Raw genomic sequence first — 19,865 nt, 5'->3', positions numbered from 1 at the left:
GCGGCAAACATCACCGCCTGGCGATGTAAAATGCCGAAAAACAGCGCAAGGTGCTCATTCCCTCAGCAAACGCACTTTTTTTGCAGTTTAGCGCTTTGACAAACCCCAGGCGCCCCGCTATTATTCGCCCCGTTCACACGATTCCTCTGTAGTTCAGTCGGTAGAACGGCGGACTGTTAATCCGTATGTCACTGGTTCGAGTCCAGTCAGAGGAGCCATATTTAGAGAAGCCCGCTCAGGGAAACCCGAGCGGGCTTTTTGCTTTCTGCCGTTAACCGAGCAACGGCGTCTACAGCACCATTTCGTAGTGAGAGCCGTCCGGCAGTTCAACATCCAGCCGCAGTTTGCCACCGGCCGCCTCAACGTAGCGTTTTAGCGAAGACAGTTTCAGATCGCGGCCCGGTTTTTCCATCACGGCCACGGTCGGCTGCCGGATCCCCAGCGCCTGCGCCATTTCAACCTGCGTTTTCTGTACTTTTTCGCGCAGCTCGGCAAGGTGAATGTTCAGCATGATGTCCGCCGCCAGCGCCTGCGCGTTGGCCACGACCTTAGCACTTGATGTCACAGGCAGCGAGCGGGCTATGGGTGAGCGACACGTGACATCCGCGTTACGGCTAAGCGAGCCTCGCCCCTATCGCCCCAGCAGCACCGTTGCCCAAACAACGATGGTCATCAGCACCGCCACCAATTGCGCCGCGCCGCCCAGATCTTTGGCGCGTTTGGATAACGGATGCAGCGCCAGTGAAATACGGTCGACCACGGTTTCAATCGCCGTATTCAGCAGCTCCACCACCAATAGCAGGAAACTGCAGATAATTAATAACAGCCGCTCCATTTTTGTAATATCTAAACCAAATGTAACAACCAGTAAAATGGCGTTAATAACCAATAATTGGCGGAACGCATCTTCGGTAAGCACCGCGTCAATAACCCCGGCCCATGAGTTCCTTATGCTGTAGGTTAATCGGCTTATTCCCTTTTTCTTATTTCCAGGCATAGCATTTGCTCTCATCAACACGACGACAACGCCCGCAAATAAATCACGCGCCGTGAATTTATCTCGGGTTTATTAATTAAAGACCTTAACCGTTTGCCCTCAGGAGAGGATTCATTCGCTCACGCGATGCCCGCACAACAGTGAAACGACCAGCGCGAAAAATGCCCTGGCGGGCTTATTATCCTGAGGACGTTAAAAGACGAAACGTTATCAGCCGGTTAAAGCGTTTTCTCGTACAAGCGGTAGCGCTTATAGGGAACCGCGCCGATGCGTTCTAAAATCGTCCGCATGCCGGTATTGGTTTCCAGGATCCAAGACATTTCCAATGCGTCGATATTGCGCTTGGCGAAAGGCTCGCGCAGCGCCTCAATCAGCAACAGCGCAATAATCGGCCCGATGCGGCTGAATTGATATTCCCGGCGCACGCCCATCAACGGCACGCGCGCGGTGCGCACGCCGCTGACCTTCAGCCGCCACAATAACTTCGCCCAGCCAAACGGCAATAACCGCCCCTGCAGATCGGCAATCGCTTCGTTAATGTTCGGCAAGCCGACGATAAAGGCGCAGGGGGCGCCATCCACCTCGGCGATATGGATCATATCGTCGGGCACCAGAAACTTCAGCTGATCCCCCATGGTGGCGAACTCATGCTCGGTGAACGGGACAAACCCCCAGTTATGCTGCCACCCGGAGTTGAACACCTCGCGCAGCACCTGCATCTCCTCGCGAAAGCGCTTGCGGTTGAGGCGGCGAACGGTCACCTTTTTGCGCACCTGGTCCATCATCCGGGTTAACGACGGCGAAAAGTGCAGATCGGTTCTTTTCATCCAATAGGCAAGCAAATCAATCCCTTCGCTATAGCCCTGCTGCGCTATCTGGGGCGCGTAATAAGGCTTGGCGTGCGTCATCAGCGCCGAGGGCGGAGTGTCGAACCCCTCGACCAACAGGCCGCTTTCCTGATTGATATTGAGGCTGAACGGCCCGGTGATTTTGCGCGCGCCTTTCGACCTCAACCACTCCTCCGCCACTGTGAACAACGCGCTGAATACGGCGGGATCGTCAACGGCGTCGATCATGCCGAAGTGGCCGGTATCCTCGCCATGCAGCTCGCGGTGCAGGGAATCAATTTGTGCGGTGATGCGCCCAACGACCTTCCCCTGCTTTTTGGCCACCCACGCCTGCCATTCGATATGGTCGGTGCCGGGATTCTTCTTTGACAGATGCTCTTCGCGCTCTAAATACAGCGGCTCAATCCAGTTTGGATCATCGCGAAACAGTAACGAGGGGAAAGCAATAAATTCTTTAAGCTCGCGTTTATCCAGAACTTTCTCAATGCGGATCATAAATAGCCTTACGTTTTAATAAAATAATTAAATAAGCGCGCGACAACGCCTTTAGCATTTTTTATGCTGTTCTCTTTAATTGGATTGTGTATTGCCTCCGGTTCAACGATAAGAAAAACCGAATATTACCCCCGGTGAATCAGCGTGCTCATTGCCCGATATTCACCCTGAGGTTTCCGTGATTGTTCGAAAAAAGGGAAACAAAAAGCGGCGCTGACATGCTACGCTAATGATGCTCTTTTATTATTTCGTGCTGTTTTGGCAAAAGAAATCTGCCGTATTTAGTGTACCGACTTTAATCAGGAGCGGGATCGCCATTTTTACCACTTAATGCTCTTTTTAAGATTCAGCTTAAATGAGCCATTCACTTTTTGATTTCTTGCGGCATACTGTTTAGGAAGTGTTTAAGTTCTAAGATAGCCATGCACGAGGTCAAAACCTATGAGTCGACAGTTATTTCCTGCCCGACACATTCAGGCTAAAGAACGGCGAAACCCGGAGCTTACAATAGCCCCCTGTATATCGCCAGGGTGCCGTACAAGGCTGATAAAACGGGCAACTCACACTCTGCCCGGGTAATAACCGGCGTACCGTTCAAGCACGGTAATATACGCTGTTCGCGGAATGAAGATGGTTGAATAACAAACTTATTCAAAACCTATTCATAGTAAAATATCAATTACCTCGCCAAGAGTCTTTTATCTCTTTTGGTGATTTTTAATCTATGGCTAGTTTGTCTATGTCTGAAACAAGTTCCGTTCATTCTCTTCCCATGCGCTATGCGGACTTCCCCACTTTAGTGGACGCGTTGGATTACGCGGCGCTGGGCAATACGGGAATGAATTTTTACGATCGGCGCAATCAACTCGTGACCGTGCTCGAATACCGCACGCTGCAGCAAAAAGCGATCTCGGGCGCGCGGCGTTTATTGTCGCTGAAACTCAAGAAAGGCGATCGCGTGGCGCTGATCGCCGAAACCAGCGCGGGATTCGTCGAAGCGTTTTTCGCCTGCCAATATGCCGGCCTGGTGGCGGTGCCGCTGGCGATCCCGATGGGCGTGGGCCAGCGCGACTCCTACACCGCCAAGCTGAAGGGGCTGATCGCCAGCTGTAACCCCGCGGCAATCATCAGCAGCGAAGAGTGGACGCCGCTGATCGCCTCGGCCACGGAAAAGGCGCCGTCGCTGCACATCCTCAGCGACGAGGATTTTAACGCCTTGCCGGAGCCGGAAATCGCGTTGCCCGCACCTTCGCCCGACGACATCGCCTATCTCCAATACACCTCGGGCAGCACCCGCTTCCGCGCGGCGTGATCATTACCCAGCGGGCGGCCATGGCGAACCTGAACGCGATCAGCCGCGACGGGATCAAGCTGCGCGCGGGCGACCGCTGCGTCTCCTGGCTGCCCTTCTATCATGATATGGGCCTGGTCGGTTTCCTGCTGACCCCGGTGGCGACCCAGCTGTCCGTCGATTACCTGCGCACGCAAGATTTCGCCATGCGCCCGATGCAGTGGCTGAAACTGATCGCCAAGAATCGCGGCACGGTGTCCGTCGCCCCGCCGTTCGGCTACGACCTGTGCCTGCGCCGCAGCAACGCCAAAGAGCTGGCCGATCTGGATCTCTCCAGCTGGCGGGTCGCGGGTGTAGGCGCTGAGCCGATCCCGGCCGAGCTGCTCGGCCAGTTCGGCGAACACTTCAGCAGCATCAACTTCGACAGCAAAGCCTTCATGCCGTGCTACGGCCTGGCCGAGAACACCCTGGCGGTGAGCTTTTCCGACCCTTGCTCCGGCCCGCAAACCAACGCGGTCGACCGCGATATTTTGGAGTACGAGGGCAAAGCGGTCGCGCCCGGCAAGAAGACCCGCGCCGTCTCGACCTTCGTCAACTGCGGCCGAGCGTTGCCCGGCCACCGCATCGAGATCCGCAGCGAAACCGGGCAGCCGCTGCCGGAACGCCAGGTCGGCCACATCACGATTTCCGGCCCCAGTCTGATGAACGGTTATTTCTGCGATGACGAATCCCAACAGCAGATCCAGGTGACCGGCTGGATGGACACCGGCGATCTGGGCTATCTGCTGGACGGCTATCTGTACGTCACCGGCCGCAAGAAGGACCTGATCATCATTCGCGGCCGCAATATCTGGCCGCAGGATATTGAGTACGTTGCGGAATCCGAGCCTGAAATCCGTTCCGGCGATGCGATTGCCTTCGTGACCGAAGAACACGACGAGGCGGCCAGGATCATTTTGCAAATCCAGTGCCGAGTCAGCTCGGAAGAACGCCGGGAGCAAATCGTGCATTCGCTGAGCGCGCGCATTCAAAGCGAGTTCGGCATCGCGGTGGACATCGAACTGCTGCCGCCGCACAGCATTCCCCGCACGTCGTCGGGCAAACCCGCCCGCGCCGAGGCCAAAAAACGCTGGCTGAGCGCTTCGCTCTACCCGCAAATGCCGCAGCTGGCCGGTTTCGCGCAATGAGCGGCACCGTGGCGGTGACGGGCGCGACCGGTTTTATCGGCCGGCACATCGTCCAGGAACTGCTGGCGCAAGGGTTTAGCGTGCGCGCCCTGACGCGGCAAGCCGGAAAAGCCGCCATCGACAACCTACAGTGGATCCCCGGCGCGCTGGAAGATCGGCCCTCGCTCACCGAGCTGGTGCGCGGCGCGGAGTGCGTGGTGCACTGTGCGGGCCAGGTACGCGGGCATGCGGAAGCGGTGTTCACCCGTTGCAACGTGACCGGTAGCCTGAACCTGATGCAGGCCGCCAGGCAGAACGGCCGCTGCCATCGCTTCCTGTTCATGTCGTCGCTGGCGGCCCGCCATCCGGCGCTGTCCTGGTACGCCCATTCAAAGCAGGCCGCCGAGCAGCAACTCATCGCCGCCACGGGCGACATCGCGCTGGGAATTTTCCGCCCGACGGCGGTTTACGGGCCCGGCGATAAAGAGCTGAAGCCGCTGTTCAACGGCCTGCTGCGCGGCGTGCTGCCCCGGCTGGGCGCGCCTGACGCCAGGCTCTCTTTTCTGCACGTGAGCGATTTGGCCAAGGCGGTCAGCCAATGGGTGCAGGCCGAACCCGCGCAGCCGAATATTTACGAGCTGTGCGACGGCGTGGCCGAAGGCTATAACTGGCTGCGCCTGCGGGACATCGGCGCCGCCGTGCGGCACGGGCCGGTGCGTCTGGTAGGCATTCCGCTGCCGTTGCTGAAAGCCCTGGCGGATATCAGCGTGGTGTGGAACCGCCTGGTCAAACAGGAACCGATGCTGACGCGCAGCAAAATACGCGAGTTAACCCATCACGACTGGTCCGCCAGCAATCACGCGCTGTCGCAACAGATTAATTGGTTTCCACAGGTGAGTTTGGAACGCGCGCTGCGTGAAGGGCTGTTTTAATTATTCCAAATAGAGGTGTGTCAACGTTCTTATGCTAAATCGCGATGCTGTAATGGATTATATCCTGACGTGTTTGCAAGGTATCGTCGAAGGCGGAGTGGAAATAAAACCTGATAGCGATCTCGTCAATGATCTTGGCCTGGAATCCATCAGAGTCCTGGATCTGCTGATGATGCTGGAAGATGAATTAGATATCTCCATTCCTATCAATATATTGCTTGATGTCAGAACGCCTGAGCAACTGCTTGACGCGCTGCGCCCTTATCTGGAGAAAAGCCATGGGACTGTATGATAAGTTTGCGCGGCTCGCCAATGACCGTGAACAATTTCAAACGTCCGGTCTGAATCCGTTCGGCACCTGTATCGACGAAGTGTATTCCGCCACCCAGGGCCGCATCGGCGATCAAAAGATTGTCCTCGCCGGCACCAATAATTATCTCGGCCTGACCTTCGATGCGCAGGCGATCGCCGCCGGCCAAACGGCCCTGGCCGCACTCGGCACCGGCACCACCGGCTCGCGCATGGCGAACGGCAGCTACGGATCGCACCTGACGCTGGAACGGGAGCTGGCGGAATTCTTCGATCGCCCCAGCGCCATCGTGTTCTCCACCGGCTATACCGCCAACCTGGGCGTCATCAGCACCCTGGCGGGGCCGGGCTCCGTGGTGTTGATCGACGCGGACAGCCACGCGAGCATTTACGACGCCTGCGCCCTCGGCGGCGCGGAGATTATTCGCTTCCGCCACAACGACGCCGCCGATCTGGAGCGCCGCATGCTGCGCCTGGGCGAACGGGCCCGCGAGGCGATCATTATCGTGGAAGGCATCTACAGCATGCTGGGCGACGTGGCCCCGCTGGTGGAAATCGTCGACATCAAGCGGCGGCTCGGCGGCTATCTGCTGGTCGACGAAGCGCACTCCTTCGGCGTGATGGGCGAGCACGGCCGCGGCCTGGCCGAAGCGCTGGGCGTCGAGCAAGACGTGGATATCATCCTGGGCACCTTCAGCAAAAGCCTGGCTTCGATCGGCGGTTTCGCCGTCGGCGGCAAGGGGATGGACGTGCTGCGCTACAGCAGCCGGCCGTATATCTTTACCGCGTCGCCGTCGCCCTCCAGCATCGCGTCGGTGCGCACGGCGCTGCAAAAAATCGCGCGCCATCCCGAACTGCGGGAAAAACTGTGGAGCAATGCGCACCGCCTCTACCACGGCCTCGTCGAGCTGGGGTATACCCTGGGGCCGCGCATCAGCCCGGTGGTGCCGGTGATGATCGGCTCAAAGGAAGAAGGGCTGCATTTCTGGCGTGAGCTGATCGCCCACGGCGTGTATGTGAATCTGGTGCTGCCACCGGCCGCGCCGGCGGGCGTTACCCTGCTGCGCTGCAGCGTCAATGCTGCGCACAGCGATGAAGAGATCGACACCATCGTGCGCGCCTTTGCGGCGCTGAAAAAATAAAGCCTTTCCCTCTCGGCCGCGGCGGCGGTGCCGAAAATGGCATCGCCGCCCTGCCGAACCGATGCGCGCCTCAGTGCGCAGCCGTTGATACCTCATCAGCCGAATAGCGATAGCCCTGCGCCGCCATAAATTCCGCGATGGCTTTTTCCGCCGCCGAAAGCACCTCCTCGATCGGCCGATCGGCATCAAGATCCACGATGTCGGCACCTTCGAACGTCAATAACGGCGTGACGGCGATCTTCTTCTCCAGCGCCGCTTTGCGGTGATCGGGTTTGCGCGCGCAGGCCACCGCCAGACTGACATTCAGCTTGAGCACCAGATCCGGTTTTTGCCCCGCCATCCATTGGAACGCCGCCCGCTCGCGCGCCGCCAGCCAACGGACAAACCGGCTCCCTTCAACGTCGACGGGAAATACCGTGCCGTCGTAAGCGCCGGGAATTTGCGCCTGCGGAAAACGGTCGGTCAACACGATGAACCCTTGCCGACGAAACGCCAGCATGCGGCGAAAACGCAGCAGCCGCCGCCCCACGAAAGCGATGATCACCGCCGACGGCAACAGGCCAATCCGGGATTTTTTCGTTTTGACTTTTTTGGTATTGCTCTCGATCGCCTTGCCCACCGAGCGCCCGAGCAGCGGCAATTTCGCCGCCGCGCGCCCGACGTTGCCCGCCTGTTTGCCCAGATGCACCTGCACCGCCGGGCCATAATGTTTCACATATTCGATCAGATGTTCACAAACGGTGGACTTACCCGATCCGTCGCTGCCAATAACCGCAATCAACGGCGGAAATTTTGCACTCATAATAAGACTCTCTTTCAATACACCAGAAACGGCGTGCCATGTTTGCAGCGAAATCACGCTTAACCTTGCTCGGCAGCCGCGCAAAATAAATTGCCTCAGCGCAGTGCCAAACAGCACAAAAGATTAAGCGAAAATTAAAAACCCCTGCTCTTTTTCCGCTGCGGGCCATGCCGGAAATTAACATAAAAAGCGAAACTGACCTGCGCGCGAACAATTAGCACAAAATAACAAGAACGAACGCCATGAATATCAATTCAAATAACGAACCAAAATACCCATCTCATTATTTTATCGTGGCAAAGCACAATAAATATCTTGAACCCAAGGCGTATTGGAATACAATAGTTTTTTTCGCATTGGATCAATTATTGTGAGTCAGCAGATAAGACCTTCATCTGATCGCTCGCCCGTGCGCGTAATAGCGATAACCGGCTGTGACGGCTCGGGAAAATCCACCTTGGCCGCCAGTCTGGTCAACGCCTTATCGGCAAAAGAACCTGCCGAACTGCTTTATCTCGGCCAGTCTTCCGGGCGTATCGGCGAATGGATCAGTTCACTGCCGATTATTGGCGCGCCCTTCGGGCGTTATTTGCTGAAGAAGTCGCAGCGCGTGCACGATCGCCCTTCCGCACCGCCGGATAATGCCACGGCGCTGGTGATTTTTTTACTTTCCTATTGGCGCGTCTATAAATTCCGCCGCATGCTGAAGAAAAGTCGCCGCGGCGCATTGTTGATTACCGATCGTTATCCGCAGGCCGAAGTGGCAGGGTTTCGTTTCGATGGCCCGCAGCTGGCAAAAACCGCCGGCGGCAATCGCTGGGTACGCTGGCTGAGAAAGCGCGAACAACACCTGTACCAATGGATGGCGTCTTATCAGCCCCTATTATTAATTCGGCTGGATATTGACGAACAAACGGCCTATTCACGCAAACCCGATCACTCGCTGGCGGTGTTGCGTGAAAAGATCGCCGTCATCCCACACCTGACGTTTAACGGCGCTAACATACTGGATTTAGACGGCCGCGAACCGGCCAGCCATATTTTCGACGAATCGCTGCGCGCCGTTAAAATATCGCTGAGGGCCGCCAATGCCTAGCCGCCAAATAACCTTTTCGTACCGAAACAGATGAAAAAAAATAAACTCACTGCCGAACAGCACTCCTCTTCCACCTGCATTAGCGGGCTGATTGCCGTGGTGGGCAGCGACGGCACGGGCAAGTCCACGCTGACCGCCGATCTAGTGAAAAACCTGCAGCAGCATCGCCCCACGGAGCGGCGCTATTTGGGGCTGATCTCCGGCGAAGACGGCGACAAAATCAAGAAGTTGCCGTTCATCGGCGTGTGGCTGGAACGGCGCCTGGCGGCCAAATCCGATAAAACCCAGCGTATGAGCAACAGGCCGCCGGCGCTGTGGGCGGCGCTGATCATGTACGGCTTTTCGCTGTGGCGCGCATCCAACCTGCGCAAGGTGCGGCGGCTGGCGCAGAGCGGCATGCTGGTGATCAGCGATCGCTACCCGCAGGCGGAAATTTCAGGTTTTTACTACGACGGGCCCGGCATCGGCGTGGAGCGCGCAAAAGGCTGGCTATTGAGCCGCCTGGCGGCGCGCGAACGCCGTTTATATCAACGCATGGCCGTCTATCGGCCGGCGCTGATCATTCGCCTCGATATCGACGTCGATACGGCGTTTTCCCGTAAGCCCGATCACAGCTATGAAGAGCTGAAAGACAAGATTTCCGCCATGGTGCGCCTGCAGTACAACGGCGCGCGCATCATCGAGCTGGACGCCAGAGCCCCTTACGACGAGGTGCTGAGCAACGCGCTCAACGCCATTTCGGCCGTGGTGCCCCCCGTGAAGCGCCCACAGAGCGACATCGGGCAACCCGGCGAAAACGCCGGCGAAGAAACTCAGATTTATTAAACGCATACAGGGCAAGTGCATGACAGCGGAACACAAGATGCAGCAAAACAACGATAACGGCTGGTTTGGGTTATGAAACGGTGGTTTTCCGATGGCGCGTTTCGCTCCATTTTACGTAATGCCGCCTACTTAGGCTCCGGCAGCGTGGCCAGCGCGCTGCTCGGCCTGCTGGCGCTCTCCTGCGCCGGTAAAGGCATGTCGCCTGAAATGTTCGGTGTGCTGGTGGTGATCCAGGCCTATACCAAAGCGGTCAGCGATTTCATCAAATTCCAGACCTGGCAGTTTGTGGTGCAATTCGGTACCCCGGCGCTGGAGCACCAAAACACCGGGCGCTTCCGCGACGTCGTCGCCTTCTCCTTCGGGCTGGATATCGCCAGCGGCGTCATCGCCGTACTGGGCGGCATGATCATGCTGCCGTTCTTGTCCCACGCCCTGGGGCTGGACAGCGAAAGTTTCTGGCTCGCCATGCTGTACTGCACCCTGATCCCGTCGATGACCTCGTCCACGCCGACCGGCGTGCTGCGCGCCTTCAACCGCTTCGATCTCATCGCCATCCAGCAGGCGATCAAGCCGTTCCTGCAGGCGGTGGGCAGCGTCATCTCCTATTATTTCGATCTGGGATTCCCCGGCTTTATCGTCACCTGGTACGCCTCTAACCTGATCGGCGGCACGCTGTTTTGGTGGTTCACCGCGCGCGAACTGCGCCGCCGCGATATCCACGGCGCGCTGAGGCCGCGCCTGTTCAACGTCGCGCGCCGCATCGAGGGCGCCTGGAACTTCGTCTGGACCACCAACATCGCCCATACCATCTGGGCCGCACGCAACTCCTGCACCACCGTGCTGGTGGGCGTGGTGCTCGGGCCGGCCGCCGCCGGGCTGTTCAAGATCGCCATGACCTTCTTCGATGCGACGGGCACCCCGGCCAAGCTGCTGGAGAAAAGCTTCTATCCCGAGATCATGCGCCTGGACCCGCGCACCAAGACCCCGTGGCTGCTGGGCCTGCGCTCCTCGCTGCTGGCCGGCGGCATCGGCCTGGCCGTCGCGGTGTTGATGCTGCTGGTGGGCAAGCCGCCCATTTCCGCCGTCTTCGGGCAGCAATACCTGGAAGCCTATGACCTGATTCAAATCATGCTGGGCGCGATCATCGTTTCCATGATGGGCTTCCCGCAGGAATCCTTACTGTTTATGGCAGGCAAGCAGCGCGCCTTCCTGATCGCGCAGGCGACGGCCTCGGCGGCCTACATTGCGCTGCTGGTGTCGATGGCATATGCCTTCGGCGTGCAGGGCGCCGCCTTCGCTTATTTACTGGGGCAATGTTTAGACGTTCTGTTATCCCTGATACCGACGATCGGCGCCTACCGCAATCGCTTTATGTTGGGGCTGAATGTGCCCAAAGAGAGTAATTAATGACCGCTAACGATAATTGGAAGAAGTTCTCCGCCGAAACCACCCAGGCGCTGTTTGTCGCGGTGGAAGAGGATGACCTGGTTGAGGCGAATATCAGCCTGCCGCAGCAGATTGATTTGCAGTGTTCCCCCGAGAGCATTCGGGACAACTACGCGCTGTGCCTGCAGTTTTGGGAAGACGGCTTTTCCCGCCGCGAGCTGCTGCAATTGGTGAACGGTTTCCTGCAAGACCCGCAGTTGGCGGCGGCCACCCGCATGCGCTACAAATATATCCGCGCCCGCTATAAGCACCTGCGCTTCGCCCAGCAGCTGTACGGCGCGCCCCACCGCGCCAACCGCCTGTTCCACACCACCACCGTGGTGCTCGGCCATTTTCAGGATGCGTTTCGCAACGGCAACCAGAAGAACCTGACGCTGTACGGCAACCTGCTGCGGCTGCTGCTCAGCAAGCCGGTGTGGTCTTACGTGCGCTATGCGCTGCGCCACACCCGGCTGGAAAACCCGCAAGGCTTTATCACCTACCGCCAGGAACAGATGCGCCAGCTGCAGACGCTGATCGCCAGCCCGGCGCTGACCGGGCATCAGTTCCACGACGTGCGCAAAATCGTCAGCCGGCAGGTGTCGTTTTACGACACGCTGAGATCGATCGATCCCGACAACCGCGAAGCCCGGCAGATCTCGCGCTTCCTGGCGGCGATTAACGGCCTGATGGGTGACCGGCACGACGTGATGGTGGCGGACAAGCTGGCCGGCGGCGATATCTATGACCGGCCGGCGACGCTGGACATCGACATCCGCCAGCGCCTGGAGCTGCTGCTGGCGCGCTTTCCGCTGTCGTTTTCCCAGCCGGCCATCGCGGCGGGCAGATAAGCGCGTTGCTCAGAGCCATGATGACGTTACGCCGCTTGCTGCCCCTCGCCCTGCTGCTGACGCCGCTGGCGGCGCCTGCGCATAACTTCGTGCATGGCCGGCCGGTGGCGCCGATCGCCATCACCGATCGCGGCGAGCTGCTGCTGCGCAACGGCGATTTCTACTACCGGCCGTGGAACAGCGCAAAGCTGGCGGGCAAGGTGCGGGTGATCCAGTACATCGCCGGGCGCACCTCCGCCAAAAAGAAGAACTCGCTGCTGATCAACGCCGTCAAAGACGCGAACCTGCCGGTCGATCGCTTCCAGCCCACCACCATCGTCAACACCGACGACGCGATACCGGGCTCCGGCTTCTTCGTGCGCGGCAAGATAGAGAAAAACAAGCGGCATTACCCCTGGGCGCAGTTCATCGTCGACAGCGACGGGCTGGGGCGCATGGCCTGGCGGCTGCCGGAAGAGAGCTCCACCATCGTGGTGCTGGACAAGACCGGGCGCGTGCAGTGGGCGAAGGACGGCGCACTCACCCCGCAGGAGGTTGACCAGGTGATCGCCCTGCTGCGCACCCTGATCGACCGGGAGACGCCATGAAGTGCACGCCGCCGGGAGCCGATAACGCATGTCTTTGATTGAACGCTATATCACGGTTGAGATCCGCCGCCTGGTGATGATGATCGCCGGGTTTCTGATCTTCATGTTCGCCAGCTACTCCGCCCAGCGCTACCTGACCGACGCCGCCAACGGCACGCTGGCGCTGCGGGTGGTAGCCGAGGTGGTTTTCTATAAGTCGCTGATCGCGCTGGAGATGATATTGCCCGTCGCGCTGTATGTCTCGGTGGCGGTGGCGCTGAGCCAGCTGTACAGCGATGCGGAGATCACCGCCATGCTGGCCGCCGGCGCCAGCCCGCTGCGGCTGTATAAAGCGGTGCTGATACTGGCCGTGCCGCTGGCGATCGCGGTCACGCTGCTGTCGCTGTATGGCAGGCCCTGGGCGTACGCCAATATCTATCAGCTGCAGCAAGAGTCGCAGTCGGTGCTGGACGTGAGCCACCTGCAGGCCGACAAATTCAACGTCAGCGGCAACGGCCGCATGATCCTCGCCAGTCACGTCGACAAAACGGCCAATCATCTGACGGACGCCCTGATTTATGTGCGCGGCGGCCATCACACCAACCTGTACCGCACGCAGTCGGTGGAGGTGCTCGACGCCTCCCCCGCCAGCCCCGCCGTGCGGCTGAAAACCGGCACCGCCTATGTGCTGGATCGCCAGGGCACCGACGACAACGGGCAGAACTACGACAGCTTTGATATCGCGCTCAAACCGTTCGTGCCCAGCGCCGAGAGCCGGCACAAATCGGCCTCGCCGGCGGAGCTGGCGCGCTCCGCCGATCCGGGCGACGCCGCCGAACTGCAATGGCGCGAAAGCCGCGGGCTGACCACCGTGCTGATGGTGCTGCTGGCGATCCCCTTTAGCCGCATCAAACCGCGGCAGGGCGCTACGCCGCGCTGTTGCCCCTGACGGTGCTGTTTACCGTGATTTTCTATGGCGGCAACATTTGCCGCACGCTGGTGGCCAACGGCTCTCTGCCGACGATCCCCGGCGTTTGGCTGGTGCCGATAGCCATGGCTGTCGGCATCGCCCTGCTGCTGGCACGCGACTTATCCCTGCTGCGGAAACCCTCCCGATGACTATTTTTAGCCGTTACCTGATCCGCAACGTGTTCATCGGCTTCGCCGCCGCGGCCGGGCTGCTCATCCCGCTGTTCACCACCTTTACGCTGATCAACGAGCTGGAGGACGTGGCCCCGGGCGGCTACCGCTGGCAGCAGGCGCTGCTGGTGACCGTGCTGACCCTGCCGCGCAGCCTGGTCGATCTGGGGCCGTTTATCGCGCTGCTCGGCGGCATCGTCGGGCTGGGGCAGCTGTCGAAAACCCTGGAACTGACCGCGATCCGCTCGGCCGGGATGTCGATATTCCGCATTGCGCTGGTGATGCTCGCCGCCGGGCTGCTGATGAACCTCTCACTCGGCGCCCTCGATGAGTGGGCGGCCTCGCCGCTGCAGCAACGCGCGCTGCAGATGAAGAACAACGCGCTGGCGCAGTCGAACGATAACGACGTCACCGTTAACCCACTGTGGGCACGGCGCGGCAACGAGTTTGTGACGGTCAACACCGTCGATGAGAACGACCAGCCCCACGGCATTGAGATCTTCCGTTATCAGGCCAACCGCGCGCTGGAATCTTACCTTTACGCCGACAGCGCCAGCACCGCCGCCGACGGCAGCTGGCTGCTGCACAACGTGATGCAAAAAAGCTGGCAAGGCGGAAAGGAGACGATTGAGCGGCAAAGCAGCCTGCCGTGGCGCTCGCTGTTCGCCGTGCCGAGCCTGAAAGAGCTGACCCTGCCGGCGGGCAGCTTCTCGCTCCGGCAGCTGGATCGCTATATCGATTACCTGCAGGGCTCGGGGCAGCCCAGCACCGAATACCGCCTGGCGCTGTGGAAAAAACTCGGCCAGCCCCTGCTGGTGCTGGCGATGATTCTGCTGGCCATCCCGTTTACCTTTACCGCCCCGCGCGCCCCCGGCATGGGCAGCCGGTTGGCGCTCGGCGTGATCGTCGGGCTGCTGACCTACATCGCTTATCAGATTGTCCTCAACCTGGGGTTGCTGTTCGCCCTCAACGCGCCCTTCACCGCCCTCGCCCCACCGCTGCTGATTTTGGCACTGGCGTTGGCGCTGGTTTATCGGTTTGATCGGCGGGGTTAGGAGTGAGAACCGTGGAATGATGGGAAGGGCTGCAGGTGATTTACTCGTCCGCAAGCGGCGTTAACACAGCGCCTGAGTTCACACGCTAGATTTTGGTGGGTGCTGGCGGATATGAATGACAAGCAGAGTGAACTGCCTCCTATTGGCCACATTGTGAGGCACATGGGAAATGTAGGCAGAGAATATCTTTCATGGTCGACGCACAGACATTTCTGGCGATTAATCATTATAATTAACAGCCATAATAATACTGCTCGCAAGTTAATCTTGATCACCATCACCATAATTCATATGGATATTTATCCCGTTGAGTGCGAGAATTACGCATGAAGAAGCCAATTTATTGCTGTGTTTTTTGAAGCAATAATCAATTTCTATAAGTCAGCATTGGAATAGGCTAAGAATTAGGCTTCAGTATCAACTTAATGTTCATACGAAGAAAATTTCAGACTTTGATGCGTATTACTACACAGGGATTACCTTATGTCTCTCCGCTTCAGACAAACCTTTACTCTTTTCCCCGGCGTTCGCCTCAATATTGGTAAGCGTGGAATAAGCGCGAGCATCGGTGTACCTGGCGCAACAGTCAATGTTGGGCAAAAAGGGGTTAGAGCAACCGTAGGACTACCGGGTTCTGGTTTATCTTATACAACACCTACTTTTTCCTACGGAGCCAAGCATTCAGTTACAAATCCACCGGATCCGTCTGCTACAGATGCTCATCTTGAAATACCGGAGACAGCGCCAGGTAACGTTCCTTCAAACGCCAAAATTTATATGCCTCAAGCTGGCATGAATGAAATCTCCAGCGCTTCTGTTGAAGTTCTGACCAGCACATCTCTTTTACCTTTACGAGACTTGCTCGCCAAAGCACGTGAACAAAGAGCTGAGGTAAAAGCTGATTTACAAGAGGCAATCGCTGAAGAGTCAAAACAAAAGAGCGAATTGGCTCGGCGTAAATCAAGCCTGTTCCGTTTGTTCTACAAGCGTCGTATTGCAGAGCTTGAGATCAAACTTCCGCAAACCCAAGCAGAAATATCTCGCCTAGTGTCTTGGGAAGACAGTACAAAAATTGCTATCACTTTCGAAAGCAGCGATGCCTCACAGAGAGCTTATGACGCAATGGTTCGTGCATTCGACGTTTTAAAATCGAGCGTCAAGAAATGGGATATTACTGCTGATAAGGCTATAGACCAGTTTGCCGAAAGGACGTTAGCCACACGGTCTGTTAATCGTCATCCGGTTACCTTCGATTTTAGTTCAACTGATCTCATACAGTTTACAGGACGAGCGATGCGGTTTGAAAATGCCAATGGTGACGATATTTTGCTTTACCCTGGTGTTGCAGTCATGCCACGCGCTGATGGGGCATTTGCTCTAATTGACTTACGCGAATTACAAATTAGTGCAGAACCTCGCGGGTTCCATGAAGAAGATGGTGTTCCAAGTGATGCCAGTATAGCTGGGCATACATGGGCTAAAACGAACAAAAATGGCTCGCCAGATCGCAGATTCAAAGACAACTATCAAATCCCTATTTGTATTTATGGGAATATGACTTTCCAGTCTCAAACGGGTGTAACTGAAGAATATATGGTCTCGAATGCCGATGCCGCCCAAGCCTTTGCAGAGGCAGTGAAACGCTATCAGCTCTCGCTCACTCAAACTGAGTCGCTAGTTAGAGTCTAACGCTATATTTGTTATGCCGATGCGAGGGGCTCTCCCCCAAAGAACCTCAATCGCCCCGCCGCTGCTGATCCCGGCGCTGCTTTATCGGTTTGATCGGCGTGGTTAGCGAAAGCGCTGGTTTAGAGGCAATCTTGGCAAGGGAGAGTACCAAGCGGAACAATGCCATCACATACAGTACAGGGGCAAGGTTCCGCTTTACGTGCTAAGCCAATCTGCCTGGCAATGAAGGTAGGTATACCCTCAACCGGCCCCCAGATTGAACCCTATTTGCCAGGGTTGATGATGTGCCTGCGCCGCCACTCATCGACGACATCACCTAACGTCTTTGGCATGTCATTGCGTATCCATGCCATAAACTCACGATCGAAGCGAAAATCTTCTCCGCACGCCTCAATCATGAAACGACGAACGTTTTGCGTATTTTTGTAGCTTTTGTCCACGATCGTGGCGCGTGTTAGCAATGCGCTATGCCAATCGATTTTCAATTTACCCACTCCTGTGAAGAGCCGTTCGATAAAGAGCTTCAGCCTGGCCTGACCTATCGCACTTTTGTCACGCCCGTTTCGGCACAAAGTGGATGTGGTGAAAAGCATAGCCCAGATCGCCATTTCCGCGCTGTTATATGTGTGAGCGCATTTTTGCCATCGCCTTCAAACAGGGGCGGAGTGGCAACCGCCCCTGTTCGCGCCGTGGGATTAACGCAGTTCCTTGGCTATCGCACTAAACATCAGCGATGCCTCCAGCGGTTGCGCGCTGAAGGACGGCTCCGCCTGCGGCCAGGTAGACCACTGGACGATCACCAGATTCTCCGCCTGATTGACCATAATCATCTGGCCGAAGATACCCAGCGCCCACAGGGAATGCTTGAGGGACGCCTGCGGAGCGGGTTCTACATTAGTCGCATTCACCGGCACTTCGTTGTTCCACCATTGGAAGCCGTAAATACCGTCAGGATGCGCCGCCGATACCGAGCCCGCCGCCCGCGTCCAGTCGGACGACTGGGCTACCCAATCTTCCGGCAAGATCTGTTTGCCGTTCGGCAACGTCCCGTTATGCAGAATGAATTCGCCGAAGCGCCCCCAGTCTTCCAGCGTGGCGTTGAACCCGTGCGCGCCCACGTCGTGCTGGCCTTTGGCGTAGGCATGCCACACGCCGTCGCTCGCCATACCGTACGGCTGCCAGATGCTTTGCTGCAGATAGGCCGCCAGCGGCATGCCGGTGGCGCGCTCCAGCACGTCGCCCAGCAGCCATGCGCCGCCGGAGGAGTAAGACCAGTTCTGCCCGGCCGAATGCGCACGCTGCAGACCGGCCACCAGCTTGCGCACGCAGGCGTAGGTGCCGGGTTTGGCTTCACACTCGGTCAACTGCGCGAAGTCTGATTTCGGGTTGGTGTAATCCTCATTCCACGCCACGCCGGAGGTATGAGTGATCAGCTGCCTGAGGGTCACACCGTCCCACGCGGTGCCTTTGAGATCGGGTTCGTATTGCGTGATGAGATCGTCGAGCGAGCGGATCTTGCCCTGTTTAATCGCCACGCCCACCAGCGTGGCGACCACCGATTTGCCCACCGAGCGCGACGTCCACAGCGTGGCGTCGGTATTGCCCTGCCCCAGATATTTCCAGGCAATTTTGCCGTCTTTCAATACCAGCATGCCGCTGACGTTCTGGCGCTGCAGATAATCCTGCAGGTGGTAGGTTTTGCCATTCACCCGATAGCTGGCGTCGGTTAAAGGTTTAGCGGCAGCCGGCAGCGGCGTGGCATTGCCGTGGTGAAACACATCCCCGGCATAGTTGCGGTAGTCATTACGAAAACCGACCACCCGGTCGCTCTGGCTCCAGGTGAGCATCTTGTGCGTGTCCGGCAATTGCGCATCGAAAGACGCGGGACAGGCGCTGAGTTCGGTGCCCGCACAGGCGGCCAGCGCGGCGGGCGCCAACAGGCCGCTGCAGAGACTGATGACAACGCCCGCCAGCAGGCTGCGGTTAAACACTTTGCTTTTCATATTTTTTCTCGCTTAGCTCAGGAAGGCGTTCAGCTTAAAAAAACGCGGCCTATAATAAAAAACGCCTGATGGGGGAAAATCCCCCGCAAAATCGACGGGAGAACCGCGTGCCGAGCCTGATTTATTCCTTTGCCCAACTGGAAGCCTTCACCACCGTGGCCGAGCACGGCAGCCTGGCGAAAGCCGCGCTCAAGCTGGGCAAAGACCGCACGACGCTGCGCGATTTGATTGATTTTCTCGAGGATGGCTTGGGCTATGCGCTGTTCCTGCGCGAGGGGCGCAGCCTGCACCTGACGCCGGAGGGCGAACAGCTGCAGCGCCAGGCGCACCTGCTGATGCGGCAGGTGAAAGCGTTTGAGGCATTTGCCAAAGACGTGCCGAAGAGCGCGGCGCAGGAAATCTCGCTGGTCTACGATCCCTTTACGCCCCGCGCGTTGCTGCAGGCGCTGATTGCCGCCATGGCCCAGCGAAACACGCGCCTGAGCCTGATTAACGCCTCGCGCGATGAGGCGGAAAGGCTACTGGCAAACGGCCAGGCCGATCTGGGCATCTGCCAGGCGCGCAACCGCAGCGTGGGCGACGCCATGGAGTGGCGCGCCCTAGGGGCGATAGAGATGGATTTTTACGCCGCCAAAGCGCTTTTCCCCGGCGCGGAACAGCCGCTTTCGCTGCTGGAGCTCTCGCTAACGCCGCAGGTGATCATGCACCCGGATTCTGACGAACCGGTGGCGCGCCGCCTGCAAATTTCGGGGCATACCATATTTACCAACGAGCTGGAAATGCTGCGCGCCCTGCTTGAACAGAGCTGCGGCTGGGGATTCTTGCCGACGCACATGCATGCCGAACGGTGGAAAAACGTCAACACGCTGCGCACCGAAGTGGGCAGCCAGGGGATCAGCCAAACCATGGTGACCATCTGGAAGCCGGGCAATGACCGGCGGGCGCTGATTGATGAGACGTTGGGGTTGTTGCCGGGGTTGTGGCGGAAAGTTGGGGGGTGAAAAGTTGCTGCTAGATTAGCGGTGTTGTTGCCGATAGTCGATCTTAGAGCTCATCACCTATGTTTTTTCTCCGCTCGCCTTTAAACGGGGATTGATGCTTTCTGCAATGAGCCCCTCATCATCGTTGCTCCATCGCTGTTGGCGCTAGTTGAGTGCTTTGGCTGATGACATTTGAGGGGCGGCTTTGAGCAAAGAGAGGACGTTCCCCCGAAAAAACAAGGTAGTAACGTCT

General features: G+C 58.0%; 19 protein-coding genes, 1 tRNA gene and 1 pseudogene. 15 read left to right on the top strand and 6 right to left on the bottom strand.

All coding sequences use genetic code 11. The annotated features are described in order from the left end of the window. Positions 1–142 precede the first annotated feature (142 nt). A tRNA-Asn gene (locus WCL58_RS08765) sits at positions 143–218 on the top strand. 71 nt (positions 219–289) lie between these two features. Here WCL58_RS08765 and WCL58_RS08760 read toward each other — a convergent pair. The 3 genes from WCL58_RS08760 to WCL58_RS08750 all read right to left on the bottom strand — a co-directional run bounded on the left by WCL58_RS08760 (position 290) and on the right by WCL58_RS08750 (position 2,340). Beyond that, complete coding sequence (locus WCL58_RS08760; protein ID WP_336850921.1) at positions 290–565, bottom strand: transcriptional regulator; 276 nt, start codon at positions 563–565, stop codon at positions 290–292. 66 nt (positions 566–631) lie between these two features. Next, complete coding sequence (locus WCL58_RS08755) at positions 632–997, bottom strand: diacylglycerol kinase (RefSeq protein WP_336850920.1); 366 nt, start codon at positions 995–997, stop codon at positions 632–634. 218 nt (positions 998–1,215) lie between these two features. Continuing rightward, positions 1,216–2,340, bottom strand: a complete 1,125-nt coding sequence (locus tag WCL58_RS08750; RefSeq protein WP_336850919.1) for an N-acetyltransferase — start codon at positions 2,338–2,340, stop codon at positions 1,216–1,218. 772 nt (positions 2,341–3,112) lie between these two features. Here WCL58_RS08750 and WCL58_RS08745 point away from each other — a divergent pair. The 4 genes and pseudogenes from WCL58_RS08745 to spt all read left to right on the top strand — a co-directional run bounded on the left by WCL58_RS08745 (position 3,113) and on the right by spt (position 7,180). Next, positions 3,113–4,818, top strand: a pseudogene (locus WCL58_RS08745) (fatty acyl-AMP ligase). Further along, positions 4,815–5,729 (top strand): NAD-dependent epimerase/dehydratase family protein, encoded by a 915-nt coding sequence (locus WCL58_RS08740; protein WP_084827418.1) that lies wholly within the window; start codon positions 4,815–4,817, stop codon positions 5,727–5,729. The pseudogene WCL58_RS08745 and the gene WCL58_RS08740 overlap by 4 nt, the downstream one beginning before the upstream one ends. A 31-nt stretch (positions 5,730–5,760) precedes the next feature. Next, entirely contained in the window at positions 5,761–6,021 is a 261-nt protein-coding gene (locus WCL58_RS08735; RefSeq protein ID WP_019453571.1) for an acyl carrier protein, read from the top strand. After that, positions 6,008–7,180, top strand: coding sequence for a serine palmitoyltransferase (gene spt, locus WCL58_RS08730; RefSeq protein ID WP_336850918.1), 1,173 nt, complete (start codon positions 6,008–6,010; stop codon positions 7,178–7,180). The genes WCL58_RS08735 and spt overlap by 14 nt, the downstream gene beginning before the upstream one ends. Positions 7,181–7,250: 70 nt before the next feature. Here the strand turns inward: spt and WCL58_RS08725 are convergent, their stop codons facing one another. Continuing rightward, positions 7,251–7,982: a thymidylate kinase gene (locus tag WCL58_RS08725; protein ID WP_336850917.1), complete on the bottom strand. Its 732-nt coding sequence runs from the start codon at positions 7,980–7,982 to the stop codon at positions 7,251–7,253. A 370-nt stretch (positions 7,983–8,352) separates the two neighbouring features. Between WCL58_RS08725 and WCL58_RS08720 the strand changes: the two genes are divergently transcribed. From WCL58_RS08720 to WCL58_RS08685, 9 genes are all read left to right on the top strand, one after another. After that, on the top strand, positions 8,353–9,078 hold the full coding sequence (locus tag WCL58_RS08720) for a hypothetical protein (protein WP_336851045.1): 726 nt from the start codon (positions 8,353–8,355) through the stop codon (positions 9,076–9,078). 30 nt (positions 9,079–9,108) lie between these two features. Further along, a complete protein-coding gene (locus WCL58_RS08715; protein WP_336850916.1) occupies positions 9,109–9,903 on the top strand; it encodes a hypothetical protein in 795 nt (264 codons plus the stop codon). A 72-nt stretch (positions 9,904–9,975) separates the two neighbouring features. Then, a complete protein-coding gene (locus WCL58_RS08710) occupies positions 9,976–11,310 on the top strand; it encodes a lipopolysaccharide biosynthesis protein (RefSeq protein ID WP_336850914.1) in 1,335 nt (444 codons plus the stop codon). Then, positions 11,310–12,179, top strand: a complete 870-nt coding sequence (locus tag WCL58_RS08705; protein ID WP_336850912.1) for a hypothetical protein — start codon at positions 11,310–11,312, stop codon at positions 12,177–12,179. Before WCL58_RS08710 ends, WCL58_RS08705 begins: the two co-directional genes overlap by 1 nt. A gap of 20 nt (positions 12,180–12,199) precedes the next feature. Further along, the gene (locus tag WCL58_RS08700) at positions 12,200–12,766 is read left to right on the top strand and encodes a YtfJ family protein (protein ID WP_336851044.1); all 567 of its coding nucleotides are present in this window, start codon (positions 12,200–12,202) and stop codon (positions 12,764–12,766) included. Positions 12,767–12,794: 28 nt separating this feature from the next. Then, the gene (locus WCL58_RS08695) at positions 12,795–13,694 is read left to right on the top strand and encodes an LptF/LptG family permease (protein WP_443004964.1); all 900 of its coding nucleotides are present in this window, start codon (positions 12,795–12,797) and stop codon (positions 13,692–13,694) included. Beyond that, on the top strand, positions 13,685–13,864 hold the full coding sequence (locus WCL58_RS25355; RefSeq protein WP_443004963.1) for a hypothetical protein: 180 nt from the start codon (positions 13,685–13,687) through the stop codon (positions 13,862–13,864). Before WCL58_RS08695 ends, WCL58_RS25355 begins: the two co-directional genes overlap by 10 nt. After that, on the top strand, positions 13,861–14,940 hold the full coding sequence (gene lptG / locus WCL58_RS08690) for an LPS export ABC transporter permease LptG (RefSeq protein ID WP_336850910.1): 1,080 nt from the start codon (positions 13,861–13,863) through the stop codon (positions 14,938–14,940). Before WCL58_RS25355 ends, lptG begins: the two co-directional genes overlap by 4 nt. A gap of 483 nt (positions 14,941–15,423) precedes the next feature. Next, positions 15,424–16,629 (top strand): DUF4236 domain-containing protein, encoded by a 1,206-nt coding sequence (locus WCL58_RS08685; protein ID WP_336850908.1) that lies wholly within the window; start codon positions 15,424–15,426, stop codon positions 16,627–16,629. Positions 16,630–16,892: 263 nt separating this feature from the next. On the opposite strand, the gene WCL58_RS08680 is transcribed toward WCL58_RS08685, so the two are convergent. Beyond that, entirely contained in the window at positions 16,893–17,114 is a 222-nt protein-coding gene (locus WCL58_RS08680; protein WP_336851042.1) for a DUF6434 domain-containing protein, read from the bottom strand. A gap of 210 nt (positions 17,115–17,324) precedes the next feature. Beyond that, positions 17,325–18,632, bottom strand: a complete 1,308-nt coding sequence (locus WCL58_RS08675; protein ID WP_336850906.1) for a serine hydrolase domain-containing protein — start codon at positions 18,630–18,632, stop codon at positions 17,325–17,327. Between the two features lie 107 nt (positions 18,633–18,739). On the opposite strand from WCL58_RS08675, the gene WCL58_RS08670 reads away from it, so the two are divergent. Continuing rightward, positions 18,740–19,633 carry a LysR family transcriptional regulator gene (locus WCL58_RS08670; protein WP_336850904.1) on the top strand — a complete coding sequence of 298 codons (894 nt, stop codon included), beginning with the start codon at positions 18,740–18,742 and terminating at the stop codon, positions 19,631–19,633. Positions 19,634–19,865 lie beyond the last annotated feature (232 nt).

This window comes from Serratia sp. TMDUHS_CL (assembly GCF_037137105.1).
Classification (GTDB): Bacteria; Pseudomonadota; Gammaproteobacteria; order Enterobacterales; family Enterobacteriaceae; genus Serratia; species Serratia nevei.
This window is presented reverse-complemented; position numbering and strand designations above follow the sequence as displayed.

What these genes read in the sequence shown, in the direction of transcription:
- WCL58_RS08755 (WP_336850920.1), bottom strand. Translation starts at nt 997, where the DNA reads ATGCCTGGAAATAAGAAAAAGGGAATAAGCCGATTAACCTACAGCATA.
- WCL58_RS08750 (WP_336850919.1), bottom strand. Translation starts at nt 2,340, where the DNA reads ATGATCCGCATTGAGAAAGTTCTGGATAAACGCGAGCTTAAAGAATTT.
- WCL58_RS08740 (WP_084827418.1), top strand. Translation starts at nt 4,815, where the DNA reads ATGAGCGGCACCGTGGCGGTGACGGGCGCGACCGGTTTTATCGGCCGG.
- WCL58_RS08735 (WP_019453571.1), top strand. Translation starts at nt 5,761, where the DNA reads ATGCTAAATCGCGATGCTGTAATGGATTATATCCTGACGTGTTTGCAA.
- spt (WP_336850918.1), top strand. Translation starts at nt 6,008, where the DNA reads ATGGGACTGTATGATAAGTTTGCGCGGCTCGCCAATGACCGTGAACAA.
- WCL58_RS08725 (WP_336850917.1), bottom strand. Translation starts at nt 7,982, where the DNA reads ATGAGTGCAAAATTTCCGCCGTTGATTGCGGTTATTGGCAGCGACGGA.
- WCL58_RS08715 (WP_336850916.1), top strand. Translation starts at nt 9,109, where the DNA reads ATGAAAAAAAATAAACTCACTGCCGAACAGCACTCCTCTTCCACCTGC.
- WCL58_RS08710 (WP_336850914.1), top strand. Translation starts at nt 9,976, where the DNA reads ATGAAACGGTGGTTTTCCGATGGCGCGTTTCGCTCCATTTTACGTAAT.
- WCL58_RS08705 (WP_336850912.1), top strand. Translation starts at nt 11,310, where the DNA reads ATGACCGCTAACGATAATTGGAAGAAGTTCTCCGCCGAAACCACCCAG.
- WCL58_RS08700 (WP_336851044.1), top strand. Translation starts at nt 12,200, where the DNA reads ATGACGTTACGCCGCTTGCTGCCCCTCGCCCTGCTGCTGACGCCGCTG.
- WCL58_RS08695 (WP_443004964.1), top strand. Translation starts at nt 12,795, where the DNA reads ATGTCTTTGATTGAACGCTATATCACGGTTGAGATCCGCCGCCTGGTG.
- lptG (WP_336850910.1), top strand. Translation starts at nt 13,861, where the DNA reads ATGACTATTTTTAGCCGTTACCTGATCCGCAACGTGTTCATCGGCTTC.
- WCL58_RS08685 (WP_336850908.1), top strand. Translation starts at nt 15,424, where the DNA reads ATGTCTCTCCGCTTCAGACAAACCTTTACTCTTTTCCCCGGCGTTCGC.
- WCL58_RS08675 (WP_336850906.1), bottom strand. Translation starts at nt 18,632, where the DNA reads ATGAAAAGCAAAGTGTTTAACCGCAGCCTGCTGGCGGGCGTTGTCATC.